Below are 25185 nucleotides of genomic sequence, written 5' to 3'. Positions count from 1 at the left end.
ATAACGTGATGGCTCAAAAATTTCTCCTTTCGATGAAATAGGCGCTTTTGCTATATGAATATTTTAGAACAAATGAAAATGAGTCTCGATTTTTTAAGTAAATCAGAAAAAAAAGTGGCTGAAGTCATTCTAGGCATGCCGCAAAACGCTATTCATCTTAGTATCGCAGCCTTAGCACAATTAGCAGACGTTAGCGAACCAACAGTGAATCGTTTTTGCCGAAAAATGGACACTAAAGGGTTCCCTGATTTTAAATTACGGCTCGCACAAAATTTAGCGAATGGCACCCCCTATATAAACCGCCATGTGGAAGAAACGGATACCGTAAACACTTATACACACAAAATTTTTGAATCAGCTATGGCAGGCCTTGATAACGTAAAACATACCTTAGATATCAGTGCCATCAATCGAGCAGTCGATTTATTAACGCAAGCACGAAAAATAAGCTTTTTTGGTTTTGGTGCTTCTGCGGCTGTCGCTCATGATGCGATGAATAAATTTTTCCGCTTTAATATTCCTGTCATGTACTTTGATGATATTGTTATGCAACGCATGAGCTGCATCAATAGTATTGAAGGAGATGTCATCGTGTTAATTTCCCATACAGGAAGAACCAAAGCACTCGTTGATATGGCTTATTTAGCCCGTGAAAATGATGCCACCGTAATTGCTATCACCTCAGAAAATACCCCTTTAGCACAAGCCGCCTCCCTTGCCATTATTATCGATGTCCCAGAAGATACGGATATGTACATGCCAATGGTTTCCAGAATGGCACAGCTCGCTGTTATTGATGTGTTAACCACTGGCTTTACGTTAAGAAGAGGTGAAAAATTTAGAGATAACTTGAAGCGCGTCAAAGAAGCATTACGTGATTCGCGGTTTGATAATGCCTGAATACAATAAATTGACAGTGTGAATGATTTTCTTTGCTTATCAGACTTTAATAGTTTTGCAGACCTGATAGCATAAAAATATTCGCAGTATATAATAGCTGTGCTCGTGTCAGCATCCCTATTTGCAGTAAACAGGTTTCGAAATGGAGTGAAATGGTTTCACTCTTTTATCAACACCATACAGGTCAACGGAGTAATACATGTCTAGACGGCTTAGAAGAACTAAAATTGTTACAACTCTTGGTCCAGCTACTGATCGTGATAATAACCTTGAAAAAATTATTAACGCTGGTGCCAACGTTGTTCGCCTTAACTTCTCCCACGGAACTCCAGAAGACCATCAAATACGTGCTAATAAAGTACGTGAAATTGCCGCTCGTTTAGGTCGTCATGTTGCGATCCTCGGTGATTTACAAGGTCCAAAAATTCGCGTTTCTACCTTTAAAGATGGCAAAGTTTTCTTAAATGTTGGGGACAAATTTATTCTTGACGCTAACCTAGGTAAAGGGGAAGGCGATCAGCAAAAAGTAGGTATTGACTATAAAGGTTTGCCTGCTGATGTAGTACCTGGCGATATCCTGCTCCTTGATGATGGACGTGTTCAATTAAAAGTACGTGAAGTCCAAGGCCTGCAAGTATTCACTGAAGTTACGGTTGGTGGTCAGCTCTCAAATAATAAAGGCATTAATAAATTAGGCGGTGGCCTTTCTGCTGAAGCATTAACTGATAAAGACAAAGAAGACATTAAAACCGCAGCAAAAATTAACGTAGACTATTTAGCTATTTCTTTCCCTCGTTCAGGTGAAGACTTAGATTATGCACGTCGTTTAGCACGAGATGCAGGCTGTGAATGCCAAATTGTAGCGAAAGTTGAACGTGCCGAAGCCGTTGCTAATGATGAAGTCATGGATGAAGTGATCCTTGCATCTGATGTCGTTATGGTTGCTCGTGGTGACCTCGGTGTTGAAATTGGCGATCCTGAACTGGTCGCGGTTCAGAAAAAATTGATCCGCCGCTCACGTCAATTAAACCGCGTCGTGATCACCGCGACACAAATGATGGAATCGATGATCACCAACCCAATGCCAACTCGTGCAGAAGTTATGGACGTAGCAAACGCGGTGCTTGATGGTACAGATGCGGTTATGCTTTCAGCTGAAACGGCAGCAGGTCAATACCCAGCAGAAACTGTTGCTGCGATGGCGCAAGTGTGTTTTGGCGCAGAAAAAATGCCTGGCTTGAATGTCTCTAAACACCGTTTAGATGCAGAATTTAATAGCCCAGAAGAAGCTATTGCGATGTCAACAATGTACGCAGCTAACCACCTTAAAGGGGTTAAAGCCATTATTGCGATGACAGAATCAGGCCGTACCGCTCGTATGATGTCACGTATTAGTTCTGGCTTGCCTATTTTTGCAATGTCACGCCATGAGAAAACACTCAACCAGTGTTCACTATACCGTGGCGTTACTCCGGTTTTCTGTAGCACCCATACTGATGGAATTGCTGCCGCCAATGAAGCGGTAACTCGCCTACGCGACAACGGCTATTTAATGAGTGGTGATATTGTCCTAGTTACTCAAGGTGACTTGATGGGGACTATCGGTAGTACCAATACTTGCCGTATTTTAGAAGTCGAATAACCTTTTGCCCTCGCCTATTCAGGCGGGGGCTCATTTCATTGTTAACGTATAGTATCCGATAGTTAGCGATATAAATCTTTACGCTGATAAGGCTCAATTTCCCCTTCTTTGCGGGTTTTTAGTAATTTCAATATCCACGTATATTGCTCAGGGTTCGGTGAAACAAGGTATTCCAATTCCTCATTCATTCTTCGTGCTATATATTCATCATCCTTACCATCAATATCATCCATCGGTTCACGAATATAAATATGTAATTGATGTGTTTTATGGTCATATACAGGAAATAGCGGAACAACTTTTGCTTTACACACTTTCATCAACCGACCAATTGCAGGTAACGTCGCTTTATAAGTACCAAAAAAATCGACAAACTCACTGTGCTCTTCACCATGGTCTTGGTCTGGAAGATAAAACCCCCAGTATCCTTGCCTGACAGAGGCGATAAACGGTTTGATACCCGCCTCCCTTGAGTGTAAACGCCCACCAAAATGATAGCGGGCTTTATTCCATAAATAATCCGCTACAGGGTTGTTCTGGTGATGAAACATAGCGGCCATAGTCTGACCTCTTGCCGCTAATAACATAGCTGGGACATCAACTGCCCAACCATGAGGCACCATAAAAATCACATTACTTTGTTGTTGTTTTAAGCGTTCAATGATTTCTTCATTATGCCAATGTGTTCTTGCGAGTGTTTTATTTGCTCCGCGAAGACATAATTCAGCTAACATAACAAAAGACTGCGGCGCAGTTTCAAACATGCGGTCAACCAATTGTTCTCTTTGTGATTCCGTTAATTGTGGGAAACAATAAAGTAAATTGATTTTAGCGCGACGACGCGCACTTTTAGCTACCCGTCCTACCCATTTCCCTGCCTTTGCTAGTAATGGGTCCCGAACTTTAACAGGGATGTAAGCTAAGCCTGCTAATACAGCTGCGCCCATCCAAACTCCCCAATATTTAGGTAGTAGATAGGAACGATGAAAGGTTGGCACATACCCTTTTTTACTATCAGTGTCTTGGTCTTTATTCATGCTGCACTCAAGTGAATAACGGCTATCTTTTATAGCCTATAATAATAATTTTCGAAAGCATTACAAAGAAAACTGGCAGATACAAGTACCTGCCAGCTATGAAAAATAAGATCATTAATTATTGCAGTTTAAGTTGGGGTTTTGTTTCTTTAACTAACGCTAAGTATTCTTTCCTTTCTTTCCCCGTTAAACCACCAGAACTTGGTAATTTTGCTGTTAGTGGATTCACTGCTTGTTGGTTAACCCACATTTCAAAATGCAAATGAGGCCCCGTTGAACGCCCTGTATTACCAGATAATGCAATACGATCACCACGTTTAACTTTTTGGCCTGGCTTCACTAATAATTGACGTAAGTGCATATAGCGAGTGGTATACTGGCGACCATGGCGGATCGCGATAAAATTCCCTGCCGCACCACTGTATTTCGATACAATCACTTCGCCATCCCCTACTGCAAGGACAGGTGTCCCTACTGGCATAGCAAAGTCGACACCTTTATGAGGTGCTACACGCCCTGTAACCGGGTTTACACGACGTGGGTTAAATTGGGAAGAAACTCTAAATTGTTTTGCCGTTGGGAAACGTAAAAAACCACGTTCTAAACCATTCCCTTCACTGTCATAATAACGGCCATCTTCCGCACGGAATGCATAATAGCTTTTCCCATTAGTTTGCAACCGAACACCTATTAACTGGCTTTGCTCACTACGACCATTAAGCATTTCGCGGCTCATTAGAACACTAAATTTGTCGCCTTTTTTCAATTTACGAAAATCAACTTGCCATTGTAAAGCTTTAATCACGTCACGACCTTCACTACGCGTTAAACCTGCTTTACTCGTGCTTTGTGCAAATGTACCGTCGACTGTCCCTTTTAAGACGCTATTTGTCCATTCGCCAGTGCGAATTTGTTTAGCTTCTTCAAATTTATTCGTTGCTCCAACACGGGTAAACACACGAGTTTCACGGCGAGAAACCTCCCATGTTAAAGACTCTAACTCGCCTTGATCTGTCAAAGACCAATTTAACGATTGACCTATTTTAAGATTTCTTAGTGATTTATGTTGATTTGATAGCGTCGCAACATCACCTGCTTCTATACCGAATTGGGTTAAAATGGTTGTTAAATTATCACCACTTGCCACAACATACTCATGGGGTAATGGCGCAACCTCTCCACCGGTCTCAGCAGCTTCAGCCTCAGTGTCAGCTAACCCTTCATCAGGAAGTTGATCGCTACTATCTTGAATTATATCGTCAGTGGCGTCACGAGGAGAAAGTAAAGAGAGTGGAATAATAGTATCAGGCGTACCATCATTTTCAGAAGTGGCTGGTATATGAACTGGCCGCCAAATTGCGACGGCCATGGTAGCTACTGTGAGCGTACTTAATACAATTTTGTGAGTTCTAGACAGGCTACCATATACCTGAGCCAGACTTTTGGCCATTTGCTGCACTTAAACAATTCCTTCTATTTTTTAATTCAGGCAGCTGGCGTATTGTTCCGACAATTGTGTCAAAAACTGCATGTAGCTATCTGGCCCTATAGCCAGCCCAATTCCAAGTGGGTCGAGAGTTCCCATTTTTACTCCCGTATTACGTGCTACACTTTCAATCACAGCAGGCCTGAATTGTGGCTCAGCAAAAACACATTGCGCTTTATGCTCAACCAATTGAGTTCGTATTTGATGTAATTTCTGCGCACCAGGCTGTATTTCCGGATTTATCGTAAAATGCCCCAATGGAGCTAATTGATAGTGTTTTTCAAAGTAGCCATAAGCGTCGTGAAAAACGAAATAACCCTTGTTTCTAGCTGGCTGCAAAATCTTAGCAATTTTTTCATCATTTTGCGCCATATTTTCTTTGAATTTACGAAGGTTTACGTCTAGCTTATTTTTTTGTTCCGGATAAAGCTCTACTAAATGTTCATAAATGTCCTGTGCAGCAGAATTTGCAATGTCTGGGGATAACCAGATGTGCATATTATACTCACCATGGTGATGATGTTCGTGATCCTTGTCATAGTTAGCCTCATCACCATGTTCATGGGTGTGCTCATCTTCGTGAGGCTCTGCTAAAAGTAATGATTTGATATTTTCCTGCTCGGCCAATGCTAGTCTTTTATTCTGTGGTAACGTATTGATTGGCTTTTGTAAAAACATTTCCATATCCGGTCCAACCCAAACGAATAAGTCAGCCTGTTTAATTTTTTTCAAATCAGAAGGTTTAAGCGCATAATCATGGGGGGATGCGCCATCGGGAAGGAGAACTTGGGTACCGGTTACACCGTCAGCAATTCCCGCTGCGATAAAAGCTAATGGACGAATTGAAGTGACAACATCCGCATAGGATGCAGACACCATAGTTGCACTCAATACGGATGTTGCCACCGCCCCGAAAAGAAATTTACGGGCAATATGTTTCGATTTATGTATCATAGCAGTCTTTTTCCGTGATTTTAATTTTGAAATGTTATAATATAACACAACATGAATTCTGCAAGATGTTTTTCATATGCAACCATTACTCACTTTAAATAAGATTTCTGTTTCATTTGGCGAAAGACAAGTTCTCGAAAACGTCTCCTTTGAGCTAAATAAAGGGGATATCGTCACGCTTTTAGGCCCTAATGGGGCGGGGAAATCGACAATTGTACGTGTCGTGTTAGGGTTACTGGCCCCGACATCGGGTACCGTAACACGCGACTCTTCCCTTGCCATTGGCTATGTTCCACAAAAACTTCATTTGGACACAACCCTTCCTCTTACTGTTAAGCGCTTTATGTTATTAAAACTCGGTGCACGCAAAGAACATTTACTGCCTGCACTGGAACGGGTTAAAGCAGCACATTTACTTGACCAACCAATGCAAAAATTATCAGGTGGTGAAACCCAACGAGTTTTGCTCGCTCGCGCATTACTGAATAAACCTGACCTACTGGTTCTTGATGAACCTGCGCAAGGTGTCGATATTACAGGGCAAGTTGCGCTATATGACTTAATTAACCAATTAAGAACTGAGCTCGGTTGCGCGGTATTAATGGTTTCCCATGATTTGCATTTGGTTATGGCTAAAACGGATAAAGTGCTATGTATCAATGGGCATATTTGTTGTTCAGGCGCTCCGGATGTAGTTTCAAATCACCCTGAATTTGTTGCCATGTTCGGCTACCGAGGTGCACAACAATTAGGGGTATACCGTCATCAACATAATCACCAACACGATTTAGAAGGTAATATTATTTCAGGGCATCAGCATAACAAGGACTGTAAACATGATTGAATTGTTATTACCTGGTTGGATTGCAGGCATGCTACTTGCTATTGCGGCTGGCCCTCTTGGTTCTTTTGTTGTATGGCGCCGAATGTCTTATTTTGGCGATACGTTGGCCCATGCCTCTTTATTAGGTGTCGCCTTTGGGTTGCTTTTAAACATAAACCCATTTTATGCGATTATTGCCGTAACTTTGTTATTAGCTTTAATACTGGTATGGTTAGAAAAGCGCCCTCAACTTGCTGTTGATACCTTGCTTGGTATTATGGCTCATAGCTCACTGTCATTAGGTTTAGTCGTTGTTAGTTTAATGGCAAATGTCCGTGTAGACCTAATGGCCTATTTATTCGGCGACCTACTCTCTGTAAGTTACGAAGATATTACCATAATACTGGTTGGTGTTATTGTCGTTTGTGGGTTGCTTTTTTATCGTTGGCGGGCACTTTTATCTATTACTGTCAGCCCTGAATTAGCATTTGTGGATGGTATTAATATCCAACGCTTACGTTTATTGCTTATGTTAGTTACTGCATTAACTATTGGTATCGCAATGAAATTTGTTGGTGCGCTAATTATTACCTCCTTATTAATTATACCCGCAGCTACAGCCCGTCGATTTGCTCACACCCCTGAGCAAATGGCATTTATAGCAATTATCATTGGTATGCTTTCAGTTACTGGGGGGCTCACCTTTTCCGCTTTTTACGACACGCCAGCAGGCCCGTCTGTGGTGTTAATTTCAGCGGTCTTATTTATATTTAGCTTATTAGTTAAAGCAAAGAATTAATTCATTATCAAAATATGCATATGCCCTAGTCTTTTTTAACTAGGGCACTTTGTTATGAGCTTACCCTCTTATTTATTACCTTTCCTTTATTTATTACTTTTCTTTTATTTTTTTGTATAGAGTGGCTAACTAATTTGAGTAAGATTAAATAAAAGCTACCTCTACCCTAGTGGGCTTACTTTCAGCATTCATCAAAAAGAATAAAGAGTCGTATTTTTATAGGGCAATTATTATTTAAAATAATAATTAAGTTTAGCCTATATTAACTTCAGATATAAGACAGCAAGGTTATATAATACGATACAATATTATAGTAATAAAAAAGTGACTACTAAGACCTTGCTACTTGCCAAGGTCGTAGAATTGAATAAGGCATAAATTATTAATAATATAACGAATAATTTAAGTTTAAACAGAATATTGATACTCTGTGAACATGTCCGTTTATGCCTTTGTCGTTATTTACAACCGTATATCAAGCTTGCAAACTACCTGTTATTTAGCTTTCCCCAACCGTGAAAAAAGTAATTAAACCTCTTTCGGAGACAAACCAAAGTGATTGTAGGCGTGTGTTGTTGCCATGCGACCTCGAGGTGTACGCTGGATAAAGCCTTGTTGGATCAAATAAGGTTCCAGTACATCTTCTATTGTTTCGCGTTCTTCACCAATAGCTGCGGCAAGGTTATCCACGCCAACCGGCCCCCCCATAAATTTATCAATAATTGCGACTAATAATTTACGGTCCAAATAATCAAACCCTGCGGCATCAACATTTAGCATGTCTAGTGCTTGGTTAGCAATCTGTTCATCAATAGACCCATCACCTTTAACCTGTGCGAAATCCCGTACACGACGTAACAAACGGTTTGTTATGCGTGGAGTCCCCCTTGAGCGCATGGCTACCTGATGAGCACCACCTTCGGTGATATCTAACCCCATGTATTGTGCACTTCTTTTAACAATATGCTGTAAGTCGTCCACTTGATAAAACTCTAAGCGTTGCACAATACCGAAGCGATCCCTTAACGGAGAAGTTAATGACCCAGCACGTGTAGTTGCCCCAATTAGAGTGAAAGGTGGTAAATCAATTTTGATTGAACGTGCAGCTGGGCCTTCACCAATCATGATATCTAATTGGTAATCTTCCATGGCAGGATAGAGAATTTCCTCAACAACAGGCGAAAGCCGATGAATTTCATCAATAAATAACACATCATGGGGTTCAAGATTAGTCAACATAGCAGCAAGATCGCCTGCTTTTTCTAAGACCGGCCCTGATGTGGTACGTAAATTCACGCCTAATTCATTTGCGACAATCCCTGCAAGCGTTGTTTTACCCAGCCCTGGTGGCCCAAATATTAATAAATGATCGAGTGCGTCCCCCCGCATTTTGGCTGCTTGAATAAAAATTTCCATTTGGTTTTTAACTTGTGGCTGACCAATGTATTCATTCAACAGCTTAGGCCTGATCGCACGGTCAATAGCTTCTTCATCTGACTGCAACACTTCAGCGGTAATTAGGCGATCAGCTTCAATCATATTAATAGTCTCTCAATCAGAGTGCTGCACGTAAGGCATCACGGATCAATGTTTCTGAATCACTACCAGGTTTAGCTACTTTGCTGACCATCCGGCTGGCCTCTTGCGGTTTATAACCTAAAGCAATCAAGGCTGCCGCTGCCTCAGCTTCAATATCCACAGTGCTTGGCTGTTTACTGTTAACATTAGGAAGATTGATATCACTTGTTTTATTAAACAGATCCCCATTAAGGCCTTTAAAGCGGTCTTTCATTTCAACCACTAAGCGTTCTGCGGTTTTTTTACCAATACCGGGAAGTTTCACTAGTGATGCAATTGCTTCTTGTTCTATTGCTGAAACAAATTGTTGGGCGGACATACCCGATAAAATCGCCAGAGCCAATTTTGGACCAACACCATTGACTTTAATTAATTCCTTAAATAGCGCTCTTTCTTGCTTATCATTAAAACCGTACAATAATTGGGCATCTTCACGAACTACAAAGTGAGTAAAAACAATAGCTTCTTGGCCAATATCTGGTAGTTCATAGAAGCACGTCATTGGCATATGGACTTCATAGCCAACCCCTTGCAACTCTAATAATACTATTGGTGGTTGTTTTTCTAATACAATGCCACGTAAACGACCAATCACATTGAGCCCCTCTGTTATCGTCTAAAATTCGACCAATTTAGCCTGCTATTATTAATACTGCTGTTTATACCATAAAAAATGCTGGATGCATATCCAGCTGAGAAGCTATTTATTATTAAAAAGTTACTTGAAGAGCAGTAAACTACCTCAATCGCCCGCGCGTTAACACCAGTCGTGGGTCTCCAACTTTCAGTAAATTTTGATTAAAATGGCAATGGGTGATCGCAATTGCCAAAGCATCAGCCGCATCAGACTGAGGGTTCGCTGACAACTTGAGTATAGACTTAACCATATGCTGTACTTGGCTTTTTTCAGCAGCACCTGTACCGACAACGGTCTGCTTTACTTGCCGTGCCGCATATTCGAACACAGGGATATTTGCATTGGCTGCAGCAACAATAGCAACTCCCCTCGCCTGACCAAGTTTTAAAGCTGAATCCGCATTTTTTGCCATAAAAACTTGTTCAATTGATAATATATCAGGTTGGTATTGGGTGATAATTTCCGAGACACCCGCGTAAATTCGTTGCAGACGACTTGGTAAATCATCAACTTGAGTCCGAATACAACCACTACCCAAATACAGCAGTTGCCTGCCTTGTTGGCGAATAACACCGTAACCGGTGACTCTTGAACCGGGATCAATCCCTAATATAATCGCCATATAAAATCTATTTATGCCTCTTTATATTAATTACATCATAATTTATTGTTCTGGTTAGCTGCATAATACTATCAATTTCAATTAAATAGCTATTTGAACATCATAATATTAGCCAAGCATATATGTAAAAATAAATTAAGTTATCAGTATTGAAAAGTATAGCGAATAAAAGAAGGGATATCATGGAAGGCGTTAGAGAAAACAGGCTGCAACAGCCCGCTTTCTCTACGCGGATATGTCTTAAATTGTAGCGAGTGTAATAAAACACCTCACTTTTTACAGTGTCGCTGCAACTTCGTCAGAAATATCACCGTTGTGATAAACTTCCTGAACATCGTCAGAATCTTCTAACATATCAATGAGTCGTAACAGTTTTGGCGCTGTTTCTGCATCCAACTCCGCTTTTGTTGATGGGATCATTGAAACTTCAGCGGCTTCGCTAGTAAAACCCGCGGCATCAAGTGCGTCTTTTACTTCACCGAAAGTTTCTGGCGTCGTATACACATCCATCGCACCATCATCGTAAGTTTCTACGTCATCAGCACCCGCTTCTAATGCCGCTTCCATCAAGGCGTCTTCATCAACACCTGGTGCATAAGTGATCACACCACGTTTAGTAAACAGATAGGCTACAGAGCCATCCGTCCCTAAGTTACCACCGGTTTTAGTGAAAGCATGACGCACTTCAGAAACGGTACGATTACGGTTATCGCTTAAACATTCAACCATAACCGCTGTTCCACCAGGGCCATAACCTTCATAAATGATTGTTTCCATATTATCGTTATCATCATTACCCACACCACGTGCAATTGCACGGTTTAAGGTGTCACGAGTCATGTTATTTGATAACGCTTTATCTACAGCTGCACGTAAACGTGGGTTAGTTGCGGGATCACCCCCACCTAAACGGGCTGCTGTAACTAATTCACGGATAATTTTTGTAAAAATCTTACCGCGTTTCGCATCCTGGGCTGCTTTACGGTGCTTGGTATTGGCCCATTTACTATGACCTGCCATGAAATATCTCCAAAAACGTCAATACAATAAATTAAATAGCAAATTCTAAAATAGCCTGACTGTTACTCCATGATTTGGTTAATTTGGCGGCTTCTTGCGGCGTCAACCAACGAAAATCAGTATGTTCAGTCAGTAATGGCATTTGTTCTTCATCGAGAACTAGTTTAAACCAGTGCTCTTTGCAATGTGATACATCTGGTGCATAACGATGCCTGAAATGCGCGAAAATTTCAAAAATGATACTATGAAATAAGTCTTGTGGCGGATTTTGTTCGACGTCAAAACCTGTTTCTTCTTTAATTTCACGACACGCCGTTTCAAACGGCGTTTCGTTAGATTCCAGACTTCCCGTTACTGACTGCCAAAAGTCTGGATCATCGTTACGCCTTAACATAAGCACCCGACCACTATTTTTAGCCACGATAATGACTAATACCGATTCTGGGCGCTTATAGATTTTCATTCGGCGTTATCACTCTTCATTTTTTACTTCTAGGTCTTTTGCAACGACGGCAATGGCTAACTCAGTTAAAGCCTCTGGGTTCGCATAGCTTGGTGCATTTGTCATTAAACATGCTGCCGCCGTTGTTTTTGGAAACGCAATAACATCACGGATGTTATCAGTCCCAGTTAGCAACATCACTAAACGGTCAAGACCAAATGCAAGACCTGCATGTGGTGGTGTACCATATTTTAATGCATCTAATAAGAAACCAAACTTCTCTCGCTGATCTTCTTCATTAATACCTAAAATACTAAATACAGTTTGTTGCATCTCATTACGGTGAATACGAACAGAACCGCCACCCACTTCATAACCATTAATTACCATATCATAAGCATTGGCAACTGCTTCTTCTGGCTTGTTAGCGAGATCTTCTGGAGTGAAGTCTTTCGGTGACGTGAATGGGTGGTGCATAGCAGTTAAACCACCTTCACCATCTTCTTCAAACATTGGGAAGTCAATCACCCACAGCGGTTGCCAGCTATTTAAGTTGGTGATTTCAAAGTCGCGACCAACTTTCAAACGCAACGCGCCCATTGAATCTGTGACAATATTTTTCGCGCCAGCACCAAATAGAATGATATCACCATCAGCAGCACCTGTGCGCTCAAGCAATTGGTTAATAACCTCTTCGCTCAGGAATTTAGCCACTGGGCTTTGAATACCTTCAAGGCCTTTTGCACGCTCATTGACTTTCATCCACGCCAAACCTTTCGCGCCGTAGATACCTACAAATTGACCATATTCGTCAATCTGTTTACGTGTCATTGCGGCACCACCAGGGACTTTTAATGCAGCCACTCGGCCTTTAGGGTCGTTTGCTGGACCTGAAAATACCGCAAACTCAACATCTTTAACGATGTCAGCAACATCCACCAGCTCCATTGGGTTTCGCAGGTCTGGCTTATCAGAACCATAACGGCGCATTGCTTCCGCAAAAGTCATGATTGGGAAGTTGCCTAAATCAACCCCTTTTACCTCTAACCATAAGTTACGGATCATGCGTTCCATGATTTCACGCACTTGCTCAGCGGTCATAAATGAGGTTTCGACGTCGATTTGGGTAAATTCAGGTTGACGATCTGCACGTAGGTCTTCATCACGGAAACATTTTACGATTTGATAATAACGGTCAAAGCCAGACATCATCAGTAACTGTTTGAACAGTTGAGGTGATTGTGGCAGCGCGTAGAATTTACCTTTATGTACACGGCTTGGGACTAAATAGTCACGAGCGCCTTCAGGGGTCGCTTTGGTTAACATTGGGGTTTCTACATCTAAAAACCCTTCTTTATCCATAAAATTACGCACAAAACTGGTAATTTTTGCACGGGTACGCAAACGCTCAGACATTTCAGGGCGGCGTAAATCCAAATAACGGTATTTTAAACGACGCTCTTCTGTATTCGTTTGATTGCTATCTAATGGTAGCGGCTCAGAGCGGTTAAAAACATCAAGCTCTTCAGCAAAGATTTCAATTTCCCCAGTTGCCATATCTTTATTTTTTTGGCTATCTGGGCGCGCGCGTACTGTCCCTGTGATTTGGATACAGAACTCATTACGCAGCTCTGACGCTTTTTCAAATATGTCTTTGCGATCCGGATCGAAAAAAACTTGTACGATACCTTCACGGTCACGCATATCGATAAAAATCAAACCACCTAAGTCACGACGGCGGTTTACCCATCCACAAAGGGTGACCTTTTGGCCTTCATGAGCAATGTTTAACTGCCCACAATAATTAGTACGCATACAATATCCTTTTACTCAGCTTGTTGTGCATTTGCTTGCTGCGGGAATTTGGCATTTTGCTGAACATTGAGCTGAAAATTCAGAATGTCAAAAAGGCAGACATTATACAGGAAATTCTGTCAGACAAATAGTTACGGATCTAACTTATCGCGTAAACCATTTTGTTTTTAATCATATTTTCATCAATTTTAATGCCACCAATAAATAACATTAAAATTAAATCACTAGGCATGCAGACAGCACACGATGATCTGTTCGATTTTAAGTGACTATGAGCACCATGTACATATTACTACAAAGGTTTATTTTATCTGTTCAAGGGAATATTGAATAAAAAACAACCTTTTGTTGATTTCATTACCTATCGTTATTCAGCAACACCATTTTTAGTGACAAAATTTTCTATTTAGGAATCGTTACCTTTTTCAGTTTGCTATAATCGAAAACTGTATAAATGCTCAATTAATCATCATCTGCTGTTTAAGGATTGCATATGAAAAAAATGTTACTTGCCTCATCCATAATTATGCTACTTGTAGGATGCCAAACTGCGAAACCCGCAGATACTGATAATACCAAAACATTTTATGTCGATTCTTCACTCGCTGACTGTGTCGGCGTTGCCCCAATGAAATGTATGAAAGTAAAAGAAAACCCTAATGATGACTGGCAATTATTTTATAATTCAATTCAAGGGTTTGAATACCAACCCGGTTTCACTTATACCCTACAAGTGAAACAGTTTGATGTGCCAAACCCACCAGCAGATGCCCCAAGCATTCGCTATGAACTTGTCAAAATCATTGAAAAAAAATAATGTTTAATCATTAAGCTAGGGTTTCTACCCTGCTTAATGATTTTACTCAGTGTAAACTTCAAATTTTTATTATCAAAAAATAAAAGAGTGACGACATTGTGACTGATAAAATTATTGATAAGCTGGGGTTAATCGCCTTATCACAAAGCAAAATTGCCATGGTTCGCTCCCATAACAAACAGCTGTTTTATATCCCTGGCGGCAAAAGAGAGCTTGGTGAAACGGATGAACAAGCATTATGCCGTGAAATTGATGAAGAACTCACACTAAAACTGGACACTAGCTCTATTCGTTTTTACGGTGAATTCATTGGGTTAGCGGATGGCAAGCAAGATGGCACTCAAGTCCGTATTCGTTGTTATTTTGCCGAATATAACGGCAAACCGCAGCCTGCAGCTGAAATTGCTGAACTCGCTTGGTTTGATAGCCATGATTTATCACGCTGTTCCACAACAGCAGTACATATTTTACAACGATTAAAACAAGATGGTTTAATCAAATAAGATTGAATGATTACCCAAAAAAGTTGTGATTTTATTTGTCCTATGGCTTTTTAAGAATTACAATTTACAAAATATCGTTAATACACATTACTATAACTTATATTTTTAGGTGTTTTCATAGTTTGATTCGTTTTATGGTGGAGTAAAAAATGGTCAGCTCTTTGTACGCTGTACTAGGTGCCTTACTGCTGCTTAGATTATCTTTAAATGTTGTGAAGCTGCGTAATCAATATCGTATAGCTTATGGTGATGGCGGTTTTTATGAATTACAAACTGCAATCCGTGTTCATGGCAATGCCATCGAATATATCCCTATCTCCCTTATTTTGTTACTTTTTATGGAGATGAACGGCGCACAAGTTTGGATGATCCACGTTTGTGGTCTTATCTTAATTGCGGGTCGCTTACTTCATTCCTATGGCTTAAAAAACCATGACTATACATATCGCCGTTCAGGTATGGTAGCAACCTACCTTGCTATGGCATTGATGGTCATGGCAAACACTTATTATTTGCCATGGATACAAATCGTTTCGTTTAATCTTTAATTTTTATCGTCTATACGGCACTTACTCACGTGCCGCCGCATTATTCCATGGTATATGGATAGATTTTCAGAAAGCAGCCTTTCTGATACAATCCCCCACTACTTTTGTTTTTGATTAATACAGAACTTATGTCAAGTCAGGACCCAACCCAAAAAGACAGCCTTTTTTCTGCACCTATTGCTAACCTTGGTGATTGGCAATTCGATGAAAAAGTTGCCGAAGTTTTTCCCGATATGATCCAGCGTTCAGTACCGGGGTATTCAAATATTATTACCATGATTGGCATGCTTGCTGGTCGTTTTGTTAAGCCACACAGCCGAGTCTATGACTTAGGGTGTTCGCTAGGTGCTGCCACTTTATCTATAAGACGCAACATTACCGTCGAAAATAGCCAAATCATCGCAGTCGATAATTCACCTGCAATGGTCGAGCGATGCCGTCGTCATATTGATGCTTACCGTGCAGATACACCGGTTGAGGTTATTGAAGGCGATATTCGAGATATCAATATCGAAAATGCCTCAATGGTTGTGCTCAATTTTACCTTACAATTCCTCAATCCGAATGACCGCCAGTTATTACTGAATAAAATTTATCAGGGGTTACAACCAGGTGGTATCTTAGTACTTTCTGAAAAATTTAATTTTGAGGATCAAAAAATAGGTGAATTATTGTTCAATATGCACCACGATTTTAAACGTGCAAATGGCTACAGTGAGCTAGAAATTAGCCAAAAACGCAGCATGCTAGAAAATGTGATGCTGACAGATTCTGTTGAAGCTCATAAAGAACGCCTAAAAAATGCAGGTTTTACTCACTGTGAGGTTTGGTTCCAGTGCTTTAATTTCGGTTCACTTCTAGCACTTAAAGAGGCTTGAGTATGATTGATTTTGGTCGTTTTTACCAACAGATCGCTGTTGGCCCTTTAAGTCATTGGCTTGAAACCCTTCCAGCGCAAATTACTGAATGGAAAAAGCAAGGTTTACATGGCGGTTTTTCCTCATGGGAAAAAATGTTAGATAACTTACCTGTCATGACACCAACACATTTAGATTTACTCAACAGTGTCACTGCCACACGTGAGCCCGAACTGACATCCGGTGAGACTCGACGTTTAAATAATATCCTTGAGCAATTAATGCCTTGGCGAAAGGGGCCATTTTCACTGTATGGCGTCAATATTGATACCGAATGGCGTTCTGATTGGAAATGGGATCGCGTTTTGCCTCATATTTCGTCGTTAAAAGACCGCTATGTGTTAGATGTCGGTTGTGGAAGCGGTTATCACATGTGGCGCATGTTAGGACAACAAGCTAAATTTGTCGTCGGCATTGACCCAACAGAGCTGTTTTTATGCCAGTTCGAAGCAGTCAGAAAACTATTAGGGGATGACCAACGTGCCCATTTATTACCTCTAGGGATAGAGCAACTCCCTGCACTTAACGCGTTTGATACCGTATTTTCAATGGGTGTACTATATCACCGTCGTTCACCACTTGATCACTTATGGCAACTGAAAAATCAGTTAGTTAACGAAGGTGAATTGGTCCTTGAAAGCCTTGTCATTGAAGGTGATGAGTTCCAATGTCTAATCCCGGGTGATCGCTATGCTCAAATGCGCAATGTGTACTTTATTCCTTCAGCTAAAATGCTCAAAGTTTGGTTAGAGAAATGTGGTTTTGTGGATGTACGTATTGTTGACCAAGCGGTGACATCTTTGGAAGAACAGCGCCGCACACAATGGATGAGAACAGATTCATTAGCGGAGTTTTTAGACCCTAATGACCAAACTAAAACCATTGAAGGTTATCCTGCACCGTTACGCGCTATCTTAGTTGCTCGCAAACCTTAAAACTAAAACGCCTAGGAGAAGTTTCCCATAGGCGTTTATTTTAATGATTATTTATCAGAAAGTTACATTGTTATTTGCCATAAATTATAAAAAGCAATTCGACCCGACAACTCTGCTAAGATCACGGCTATTGCACAAATACCCAGTAGCGCCGTCGAATTCCGTCCCCGGTATAAAAGTGCTGGGAAAACAAACAGCATCAATGCGAGAACAACCAGTTGGAAGCTCCAAAAACCCGCTTGTTCCGCACTAATTTCAGGCCCTGTTTCACCCAAAAATGACACATAAGCGGCTCTTGTAGCAAAAATAATAACTGCCCCAATAAGGAAGGCCAAAGCCCCTAACCGCTGAGCACCCAATAGAATGGCTAATGCCCCTCCACCGACTAGCAACGTCATCCACATTTGTAAGGTTGTGAAGACAGTAAACCAATTAGCAACTGTGGCAATGTTATAAACTTGTGGAATTGACCATACAAATGCCAAACCAAAAATCACCGTGCCGATGTTACATAGTTCACTTAATACTTTATTTTTAATAAATAAAGTAAACAGTAAAGTTGCAGCCCCAAAAGCGACAAAAATACCACTCAATAAAGCTTCATTACTCATTGGTGAGCGGCCAACACCTAATAGCATATTAAAGAAGCGCAAAGGTTGCCCCACATGCAGTGCCCCCAAAGCTAACGCAATTATCATCGTAATAAAAGCCACTATATTGGCGTTACGCAATTGGTACTCATCAACCATCCCTATCTTTTTACTCAAATAAGCAAGTAAATATAGACCCGCTGCTGACTGACCCAATACGGTAAAAAATACAAGAGGAAGTTCGTGCATGTTATACCTCCGCCGGGTTTTGTAATTTACCGCTCGTATCACCATAAGGCTTCGCGTCTTTATGCGGTTTAATCACAATATTAGGGTTGGTTAGATTAGGATTTGGCATAGGTGCAATACCACTTATATTACCGTGACGTTCACGAAGTATATTGATATCGTCAAAATCTAATGCTCGTTGAGGACAAGACTCCACACACACAGGTTTCATCCCCTTTTCAACTCGTTCGTAGCAACCATCGCATTTGCTCATCAGATGTTTCTTTTCATCGTACTGTGGCGCACCATAAGGACAACGTAATTCGCAGTAGCGACAGCCAACACAAACACTTTGGTCGACGACTACTAAGCCATCCTGTTCTCGCTTATGCATGGCTCCCGTTGGGCACCCTTCAACACAAGTCGGGTTAGAACAATGGTTACACGAAATGGATAAGTAATAGCTATAGACATTTTGTTGCCAAATACCATCTTGCTGCTGCCAACTTCCACCACCGAACTCATAGACTCGACGAAATTTAGGCCCTAAATCGAGATCTTTTTCATCTTTACAACTGACCTGACAAGTTTTACATCCCGTGCATTTCGTTGAGTCAAAATAAAAACCATACTGTTTCATCAATCACTCCTTATGCACGTTTTACGTCAACTAAGTTAGTATGTTGAGGGTTACCCTTCACTAAGGCCGATGGCTGTTGGGTGGTTAATGTATTAATACATCCACCAATATCAACACCCTCATCATTCACTTCACGCCAAGCACCTTGTGGAACAGCAATAACCCCCGGTAAAACACGCTCAGTGACTTTAGCTTTGATATACATTCGCCCGCGGTCATTAAATATTTCGGTATTATCACCATCCTTGATCCCTCTAGCAGAAGCATCGATTGGGTTAATCCAATATTGATGGGGTACCGCTTCTCGCAATATTGCAATATTAAAATAAGACGAATGCGCATGGCCCTTATCATGGTAGCCGGTCATTTGTAGCGGATATTTTTGTTTAGCTTGTTTGTTTTCAACACCTTCTGTATTTACGCAATATTCAGGTACTGCTGGAATGCGTTGGTCTGACGGGTATTCCCACTCTTTCGCTATCTTCGCTAACCGTTCTGAATAGATCTCAATTTTCCCTGATGGTGTCGGTAGAGGAGCCATTTCTGGTGAGTCACGGAATGATTTTAATGCAATATAGTCCGCACTATTCGCCAGTTTTCTATCGACAATCCCCATATCATTTGTTTCTTCAAATGTCGGTAAATGCGGGTTTTTCTCGCGCATTTGATTGTAGCAGTACTCAATCCACTGCTCATGGGTACGCCCTTCGGTAAATTGTTCTTTAATACCTAGTTTTTGCGCAATATCAGCCAGTACATCATAAGATTGGCGGCACTCCCATAATGGCGTAATCGCGTTTTGCAGGCGAATTGCATAATGATATGCACCACTTGCATAGGAATTATTGATCAGGTCATTAGACTCTACGCTCGTGACATCAGGTAAGATCAAATCTGCATATTTTGTCGATGGCGTCATATGTGTGTCCCAAACAAGGATAAATTCACACAAAGACTCATCCGTCAAAATGTTGTGAGTTTTATTTAAATCAGAGTGTTGATTGCCAGTAACATTGCTTGCGTAATGCCATAAGAATTTTACATTTGTTTCGAGGCGCTCTTTACCGATAAGCGTCGAATTTGTTGCTGTCATCTCCGTTCCACGGGCAATGGCATCCGTCCACATAAAACAAGGGATTTTAGTCTTGACTGGGTTAGGAATAGCAAACCCTGGCACTGAATAAGCAACATTACCGCCCCATCCTCCGGCGTTGGTACCAGGACGGCCAATATGGCCCGTAACAATGGGCAGCATCATCACTGCGCGAGAAGCCTGCTCGCCTGACGCTGTTCTTTGCAGCCCCCAACCTTGAGAGATCCACGCTGCTTTAGCATTCCCTAATTCACGAGCTAGTTGAACAATACGGGTAGCTGAAACGCCAGTAATTCGGCTCGCCCATTCAGGTGTCTTTTCTATGCCATCATCACCTTTGCCTAAAATATAATCTTTATAAGAGCCATTTTTTGGCGCAGACTCAGGCAATGTTTGGCTATCCCAACCAACACAGTATTGGGCTAAGAATGCCTCATCAGTTAGCTGTTCTTTAATTAAAGTATGGATGATTGCAGCAACCAAAGCCCCATCTGTCCCGGGGTAAATAGGTATCCACTCAGCGCCAAGTGTTGTCACACTATCTGTCCGGCGTGGGTCAATAATAATCACTTTAGCTTTGCTTTTTTCTAATGCATGGAGGGTTTCATAAAATTGCCCACCACCTGACATACGTGTTTCTGCAATATTATGACCGAACATCACCACTAAATCGCTATTCGCAATTTCAGACAACAGTGAGTCGTCTAATTTCCCATAAACATAGGGAATAACACCGTTTATTTGCGCGGTTGAATAGGTACCATGTTGGTCAAGGAACCCACCCAGTTGGCTTAATAGGCGCTTACAAGCATTACGCCCTTGTAAATTTGCTCCTGTCGAGCCTGAACCATATTGGTAATAAATAGCTTCATTACCATAAGTATCAATAGTAGAACGTAGTTTTTGTGCCACTATTGTTGTTGCTTCATCCCAAGTGATACGTTTAAATTTCCCTTCTCCGCGCTTTCCTGTACGTAATAGCGGGTACTTCAGTCTATCTGGGTTGTAGGTTTTCCAACGAACAGAGCGCCCTCTTAAGCATGGGCGTATTTGATGTAAACCAAATTGCGAGTCATCATACATAGTCTCATTGGAGATTCGGGTAATTACATCATCCTTCACATGCACTTTTAACGGGCACCTGCTCCCACAATTCACTAAACATGCGCTGTATTTAATCGTTTCATTGATTTCATCAGGTTGAATGGTAACTGGTGGTGTTGCTTGGGCAGAGAAAGGTAAAGTGATGGAACTGACAATGGCCGTTGTGGTCGCGACTGATGCAGAGGCTTGAATAAATTGCCGCCTACTCAGCGCTTTTTTTCTGATATTGTTAATCATTACATTGCTACCTTTTATTATTATAAATTGAATTACATCGTATTTTTATAGTAATTAAATAGTAGCCATATAAAAAACATGGTTAATTGATATGCATCAACACAACCGATAATCACACCATTAATAGCAAATAAATCATATTATTTACGGTATTAAGCGGTATTTATTAATGAATTAACTACTAAAAAGCGCAAAAGCAATAAGGAAAACCAATTCATTGATTTTCCTTATCTTATAAACACCACCTAAATACCGTATTGTTGAATGCCTTAAATTATCAGCTACGCAGAGGCTTTTTCTGTAATAGAAATAAAGTCTTTCATCGCTTCTACCGTTGGCCCATCGACACAATAATGAGTAAATTCATCACTTTCACTATTTGATGCCATTGTGACACCGACTTTACGATAATTCATCGTTGAAGGGACGGTTTTACCCGCTGAGCTATGGACTTCGGTCAAACCTATTTCGATAAACTTACTTAAATTAGCTAAACGAACGCCAGCCCCGGCCATGATTTTCGGCCCATCCATCTGGCGGCTTTTTTCATGCAGTTCTTTCAGGAGAGGTAAGCCCAATTCTGCACCTTGTTGTTGGCCAGAAGTTAATATCCGTGCAACACCTAGCTCTTTTAACTGTTCTAGTCCAAGCATTGGGTTGATACACATATCAAATGCACGGTGGAATGTGATATTCATTCCCTGTGCTATTTCCATTAGTACCTGCATTCGGTTAATGTCAATACGTCCCTCTGTATCAAGGACTCCCACGACTGCCCCAGGAAACCCCATTTCTTTAATCATGACTAAATCTTCACAAATAACATCAAACTCACTAACGTTATAACAAAAATCACCACCCCGAGGACGAATAATAGGATGAACTGGAATATAAAGTTTTTCCCTTGCTAATTTCAGATAACCATAACTTGGTGTCAGCCCACCATCTGCGGCGCCAGAGCACAATTCGATACGATCCGCACCATATTCTTGCGCCACTTGGGCACATTCGATCCCGAAACAGCAAATTTCCAGTTTTGCCATGATGACCTCCAAAAAGTGGCAATAAAGCTAATGCTTTAAATACCCTACAATAACAGTAGGGTTATAATGTTAAACGTTAACACTTGAATTAATAATGCCATTAATCAGTGAATGTTATCGGATGGATATCACACCCCGAAAAGTTAACGGGGACTATTGATCAATAACGTTACTTGTATCACTTATTTTTCACTTTCAATTATCTTTTTTAGCGAAAATGGATGGTATTTAACCGTTACCTCACCATTTGACACTGCTAATGTTGGATTAGGCAACCTTTCTTGCTGGCCTTTGGGTTGACTTACTTTGATCCTGTAGCCATAAGGTAGAGGGTCTGGCAGTAGAGCACGTGCTGCCATTTCTAATTGTGAAGGCTCAACATCAATGACCATCTCAATATGTTCCCAACTTTCTTTTGGGTAGATTTTATCTTTAGGGAATGGAAGCTCAATAATATAAACATCCTGCTGTGCAATACTAATCGGCTCTGCTAGCTCATATAAACGTATTGGGCGGCCATTGATAAGGTTATCTGACACCAGTTGCGCGCACTGCATTAAACCTTGGTGCCAACGTTCTGCGGTGTTAATCTGATGGCAACGTACTGAGATATGGTCAATAAGATATGATGACAAGGATAAATTTAATTCCTCAGCCATCTGCTGTAATTTATCCCTAAATACAGGTAAATCGTCCCATAAATCTTGTAATTGTGAAACTTCACTCAATTTCATGACGCCAAAAGCCCCTTTCAATAAAACTAATCCCCTAAACAATGGCGCAGACTGTAGCATGAGAGCCCTAAAATGTGGTATAAAACCTGCCGATTTTTCTCTTCCACCTTTTAGTTCTGCGCATGTGATGGCACAATGCGGTAACTATGTTCGTAATTTAAGGTATTTCGGTGAATATTCAGGCGATTCTTTCAGATAAAATTGGTGCTGCAATGCTAGCAGCAGGTGCTCCAGAAGGCAGTGACGCGCTGGTACGTCAGTCCGCGAAGGCTCAGTTTGGCGATTATCAAGCCAACGGGGTAATGGGCGCTGCTAAAAAAATGGGGATGGCTCCGAGACAACTTGCTGAGCAGGTTGTTAATCACCTTGATTTGGACGGGGTTGCAAGCAAAATCGAAATTGCAGGTCCTGGGTTTATTAATATTTTCCTTGAACCGACTTGGATAGAGAAACATATCGAAGACGCTTTAACTTCACAACGGTTAGGCATCGCACCCGTTAAACCTGAAACGATTGTTATTGACTACTCCGCACCAAATGTTGCAAAACAAATGCACGTTGGTCATTTACGTTCAACTATCATTGGTGACGCTGCCGCGCGTACTCAAGAATATCTTGGTCATAAAGTGATCCGTGCCAACCACGTAGGTGATTGGGGTACGCAATTTGGTATGTTAATTGCCTACCTTGAAAAAGTACAAAACGAAGATGCAAGTGATATGGCCCTTGCTGACCTCGAAGCGTTTTACCGTGAAGCGAAAAAGCATTACGACGAAGATGAAGAGTTTGCCGTGCGTGCCCGTGGCTACGTAGTAAAACTTCAGTCAGGTGATGAATACTGCCGCCAAATGTGGCGTAAATTGGTTGATATCACCATGCAACAAAATCAACAAACTTACCGCCGTTTAAACGTCACATTAACTGAAGATGACGTGATGGGTGAAAGCTTATATAACAGCATGTTACCTAATATTGTCGCGGACTTAAAAGCAAAAGGCCTTGCGGTTGAAAGCGAAGGTGCGACGGTTGTCTTTCTTGACGAGTTTAAAAACAAGGAAGGCGAGCCTATGGGGGTAATAGTTCAGAAGAAAGACGGCGGCTTCTTATACACCACCACAGATATTGCTTGTGCCAAATACCGCTATGAAACCCTACATGCTGACCGTTCGCTGTATTATATTGACTCACGCCAACATCAACATTTAATGCAAGCATGGACTATCGTGCGCAAAGCCGGTTACATCCCTGAATCCATGTCTTTGGAACACCATATGTTTGGTATGATGTTGGGTAAAGATGGTAAACCATTTAAGACTCGCACAGGCGGAACGGTACGTTTATCTGACTTACTTGATGAGGCTATTGAACGCGCACAAAACCTGATCCGCGAGAAAAACCCTGAAATGCCAGAGGACGAGCTGGTCAATGTTGCAAATGTTGTGGGCATTGGTGCGGTTAAGTATGCTGACCTGTCAAAAAATAGAACCACAGATTACATTTTTGATTGGGATAACATGCTAGCCTTCGAAGGAAATACAGCTCCTTACATGCAATATGCTTATACGCGTGTGGCCTCTATCTTCAAAAAGGCTAACTTAAGCCACACTGACCTCACTTTACCGATTTCATTACAAGATCCACGTGAAATTGCACTAGCAACACGGTTATTACAGTTTGAAGAAACCATCCTGACAGTAGCAAGGGAAGGAACTCCTCATGTTATGTGTGCCTATTTATACGAATTGGCTGGGTTATTCTCAAGTTTCTACGAGCATTGCCCTATTCTGTCAGCGGAAAACGAAAATCAACGTCAAAGCCGCCTGAAACTTGCAGCATTAACACAAAAAACACTGAAAACTGGTTTAGATACACTTGGTATAGAAACCGTTGAAAGAATGTAATTGTGGCTATCAAGCCCAAAAAACAGCCCACTATGTGGGCTGTTTTTTTATGCTTAGAGACTAAACTCTTTGTCACTTTTCTAGATTTCATTGATGGAATTACCAACCTCATCATAAAAACAAATGATAAGGCTCGCGAA

The 25185-nt window shown here is 41.2% G+C and carries 24 protein-coding genes; 10 read left to right on the top strand and 14 right to left on the bottom strand.

Annotated features, from left to right (window positions below):
- Positions 1-54 precede the first annotated feature (54 nt).
- Positions 55-900 carry a MurR/RpiR family transcriptional regulator gene (locus ACPEH5_RS03060; protein ID WP_042843888.1) on the top strand — a complete coding sequence of 282 codons (846 nt, stop codon included), beginning with the start codon at positions 55-57 and terminating at the stop codon, positions 898-900.
- Between the two features lie 199 nt (positions 901-1099).
- Positions 1100-2542 carry a pyruvate kinase gene (pyk, locus tag ACPEH5_RS03055; protein ID WP_042843889.1) on the top strand — a complete coding sequence of 481 codons (1443 nt, stop codon included), beginning with the start codon at positions 1100-1102 and terminating at the stop codon, positions 2540-2542.
- Between the two features lie 62 nt (positions 2543-2604).
- Here pyk and lpxM read toward each other — a convergent pair whose 3' ends face one another.
- The 3 genes from lpxM to znuA form a co-directional block, all read right to left on the bottom strand.
- Positions 2605-3579: a lauroyl-Kdo(2)-lipid IV(A) myristoyltransferase gene (gene lpxM, locus ACPEH5_RS03050; RefSeq protein ID WP_166686507.1), complete on the bottom strand. Its 975-nt coding sequence runs from the start codon at positions 3577-3579 to the stop codon at positions 2605-2607.
- 118 nt (positions 3580-3697) lie between these two features.
- On the bottom strand, positions 3698-5038 hold the full coding sequence (gene mepM / locus ACPEH5_RS03045) for a murein DD-endopeptidase MepM (RefSeq protein WP_129465874.1): 1341 nt from the start codon (positions 5036-5038) through the stop codon (positions 3698-3700).
- A gap of 21 nt (positions 5039-5059) precedes the next feature.
- On the bottom strand, positions 5060-6019 hold the full coding sequence (gene znuA, locus ACPEH5_RS03040) for a zinc ABC transporter substrate-binding protein ZnuA (protein ID WP_042843892.1): 960 nt from the start codon (positions 6017-6019) through the stop codon (positions 5060-5062).
- A 76-nt stretch (positions 6020-6095) separates the two neighbouring features.
- On the opposite strand from znuA, the gene znuC reads away from it, so the two are divergent.
- Positions 6096-6863: a zinc ABC transporter ATP-binding protein ZnuC gene (gene znuC / locus ACPEH5_RS03035; protein WP_042843893.1), complete on the top strand. Its 768-nt coding sequence runs from the start codon at positions 6096-6098 to the stop codon at positions 6861-6863.
- Positions 6856-7641: a zinc ABC transporter permease subunit ZnuB gene (gene znuB / locus ACPEH5_RS03030; RefSeq protein ID WP_042843895.1), complete on the top strand. Its 786-nt coding sequence runs from the start codon at positions 6856-6858 to the stop codon at positions 7639-7641. Before znuC ends, znuB begins: the two co-directional genes overlap by 8 nt.
- A gap of 528 nt (positions 7642-8169) precedes the next feature.
- Here znuB and ruvB read toward each other — a convergent pair.
- From ruvB to aspS, 6 genes are all read right to left on the bottom strand, one after another.
- Complete coding sequence (gene ruvB / locus ACPEH5_RS03025; protein ID WP_042843896.1) at positions 8170-9180, bottom strand: Holliday junction branch migration DNA helicase RuvB; 1011 nt, start codon at positions 9178-9180, stop codon at positions 8170-8172.
- Positions 9181-9196: 16 nt separating this feature from the next.
- On the bottom strand, positions 9197-9814 hold the full coding sequence (gene ruvA / locus ACPEH5_RS03020) for a Holliday junction branch migration protein RuvA (protein ID WP_281110851.1): 618 nt from the start codon (positions 9812-9814) through the stop codon (positions 9197-9199).
- A 142-nt stretch (positions 9815-9956) separates the two neighbouring features.
- Positions 9957-10478 (bottom strand): crossover junction endodeoxyribonuclease RuvC, encoded by a 522-nt coding sequence (gene ruvC / locus ACPEH5_RS03015; RefSeq protein ID WP_042843898.1) that lies wholly within the window; start codon positions 10476-10478, stop codon positions 9957-9959.
- A 276-nt stretch (positions 10479-10754) separates the two neighbouring features.
- Positions 10755-11498, bottom strand: coding sequence for a YebC/PmpR family DNA-binding transcriptional regulator (locus ACPEH5_RS03010; RefSeq protein WP_042843899.1), 744 nt, complete (start codon positions 11496-11498; stop codon positions 10755-10757).
- A 31-nt stretch (positions 11499-11529) separates the two neighbouring features.
- On the bottom strand, positions 11530-11961 hold the full coding sequence (nudB, locus tag ACPEH5_RS03005; protein WP_042843901.1) for a dihydroneopterin triphosphate diphosphatase: 432 nt from the start codon (positions 11959-11961) through the stop codon (positions 11530-11532).
- 9 nt (positions 11962-11970) lie between these two features.
- Positions 11971-13755 carry an aspartate--tRNA ligase gene (gene aspS, locus ACPEH5_RS03000; protein WP_042843902.1) on the bottom strand — a complete coding sequence of 595 codons (1785 nt, stop codon included), beginning with the start codon at positions 13753-13755 and terminating at the stop codon, positions 11971-11973.
- Positions 13756-14248: 493 nt separating this feature from the next.
- Here aspS and ACPEH5_RS02995 point away from each other — a divergent pair, with 493 nt between their 5' ends.
- The 5 genes from ACPEH5_RS02995 to cmoB all read left to right on the top strand — a co-directional run bounded on the left by ACPEH5_RS02995 (position 14249) and on the right by cmoB (position 17475).
- A complete protein-coding gene (locus ACPEH5_RS02995) occupies positions 14249-14572 on the top strand; it encodes a DUF4377 domain-containing protein (protein WP_210814150.1) in 324 nt (107 codons plus the stop codon).
- 98 nt (positions 14573-14670) lie between these two features.
- The gene (locus ACPEH5_RS02990; protein ID WP_042843905.1) at positions 14671-15075 is read left to right on the top strand and encodes an NUDIX hydrolase; all 405 of its coding nucleotides are present in this window, start codon (positions 14671-14673) and stop codon (positions 15073-15075) included.
- 149 nt (positions 15076-15224) lie between these two features.
- Complete coding sequence (locus ACPEH5_RS02985) at positions 15225-15623, top strand: MAPEG family protein (RefSeq protein ID WP_042843906.1); 399 nt, start codon at positions 15225-15227, stop codon at positions 15621-15623.
- 128 nt (positions 15624-15751) lie between these two features.
- Positions 15752-16501, top strand: coding sequence for a carboxy-S-adenosyl-L-methionine synthase CmoA (cmoA, locus tag ACPEH5_RS02980; RefSeq protein WP_042843907.1), 750 nt, complete (start codon positions 15752-15754; stop codon positions 16499-16501).
- A gap of 2 nt (positions 16502-16503) precedes the next feature.
- Positions 16504-17475, top strand: a complete 972-nt coding sequence (gene cmoB, locus ACPEH5_RS02975; RefSeq protein ID WP_042843908.1) for a tRNA 5-methoxyuridine(34)/uridine 5-oxyacetic acid(34) synthase CmoB — start codon at positions 16504-16506, stop codon at positions 17473-17475.
- A gap of 62 nt (positions 17476-17537) precedes the next feature.
- Here cmoB and ACPEH5_RS02970 read toward each other — a convergent pair whose 3' ends face one another.
- From ACPEH5_RS02970 to ACPEH5_RS02950, 5 genes are all read right to left on the bottom strand, one after another.
- Positions 17538-18314 carry a dimethyl sulfoxide reductase anchor subunit family protein gene (locus ACPEH5_RS02970; RefSeq protein WP_042843909.1) on the bottom strand — a complete coding sequence of 259 codons (777 nt, stop codon included), beginning with the start codon at positions 18312-18314 and terminating at the stop codon, positions 17538-17540.
- 1 nt (position 18315) lies between these two features.
- On the bottom strand, positions 18316-18933 hold the full coding sequence (locus tag ACPEH5_RS02965) for a DMSO/selenate family reductase complex B subunit (protein WP_042843910.1): 618 nt from the start codon (positions 18931-18933) through the stop codon (positions 18316-18318).
- A gap of 10 nt (positions 18934-18943) precedes the next feature.
- Positions 18944-21367 carry a DMSO/selenate family reductase complex A subunit gene (locus tag ACPEH5_RS02960; protein ID WP_129465871.1) on the bottom strand — a complete coding sequence of 808 codons (2424 nt, stop codon included), beginning with the start codon at positions 21365-21367 and terminating at the stop codon, positions 18944-18946.
- Between the two features lie 281 nt (positions 21368-21648).
- Positions 21649-22410 carry a copper homeostasis protein CutC gene (gene cutC / locus ACPEH5_RS02955; RefSeq protein ID WP_042843912.1) on the bottom strand — a complete coding sequence of 254 codons (762 nt, stop codon included), beginning with the start codon at positions 22408-22410 and terminating at the stop codon, positions 21649-21651.
- Positions 22411-22592: 182 nt separating this feature from the next.
- Positions 22593-23144, bottom strand: coding sequence for a VOC family protein (locus ACPEH5_RS02950; protein WP_187550941.1), 552 nt, complete (start codon positions 23142-23144; stop codon positions 22593-22595).
- Positions 23145-23314: 170 nt separating this feature from the next.
- Here ACPEH5_RS02950 and argS point away from each other — a divergent pair, with 170 nt between their 5' ends.
- A complete protein-coding gene (gene argS, locus ACPEH5_RS02945; protein ID WP_042843913.1) occupies positions 23315-25045 on the top strand; it encodes an arginine--tRNA ligase in 1731 nt (576 codons plus the stop codon).
- Positions 25046-25185 lie beyond the last annotated feature (140 nt).

This window comes from Providencia sp. NPDC089933, assembly GCF_049545585.1.
Classification (GTDB): domain Bacteria; phylum Pseudomonadota; class Gammaproteobacteria; order Enterobacterales; family Enterobacteriaceae; genus Providencia; species Providencia huashanensis.
Note: the sequence above shows the minus strand (reverse complement) of the source record. Positions and strands in the feature narration are given on the sequence as shown.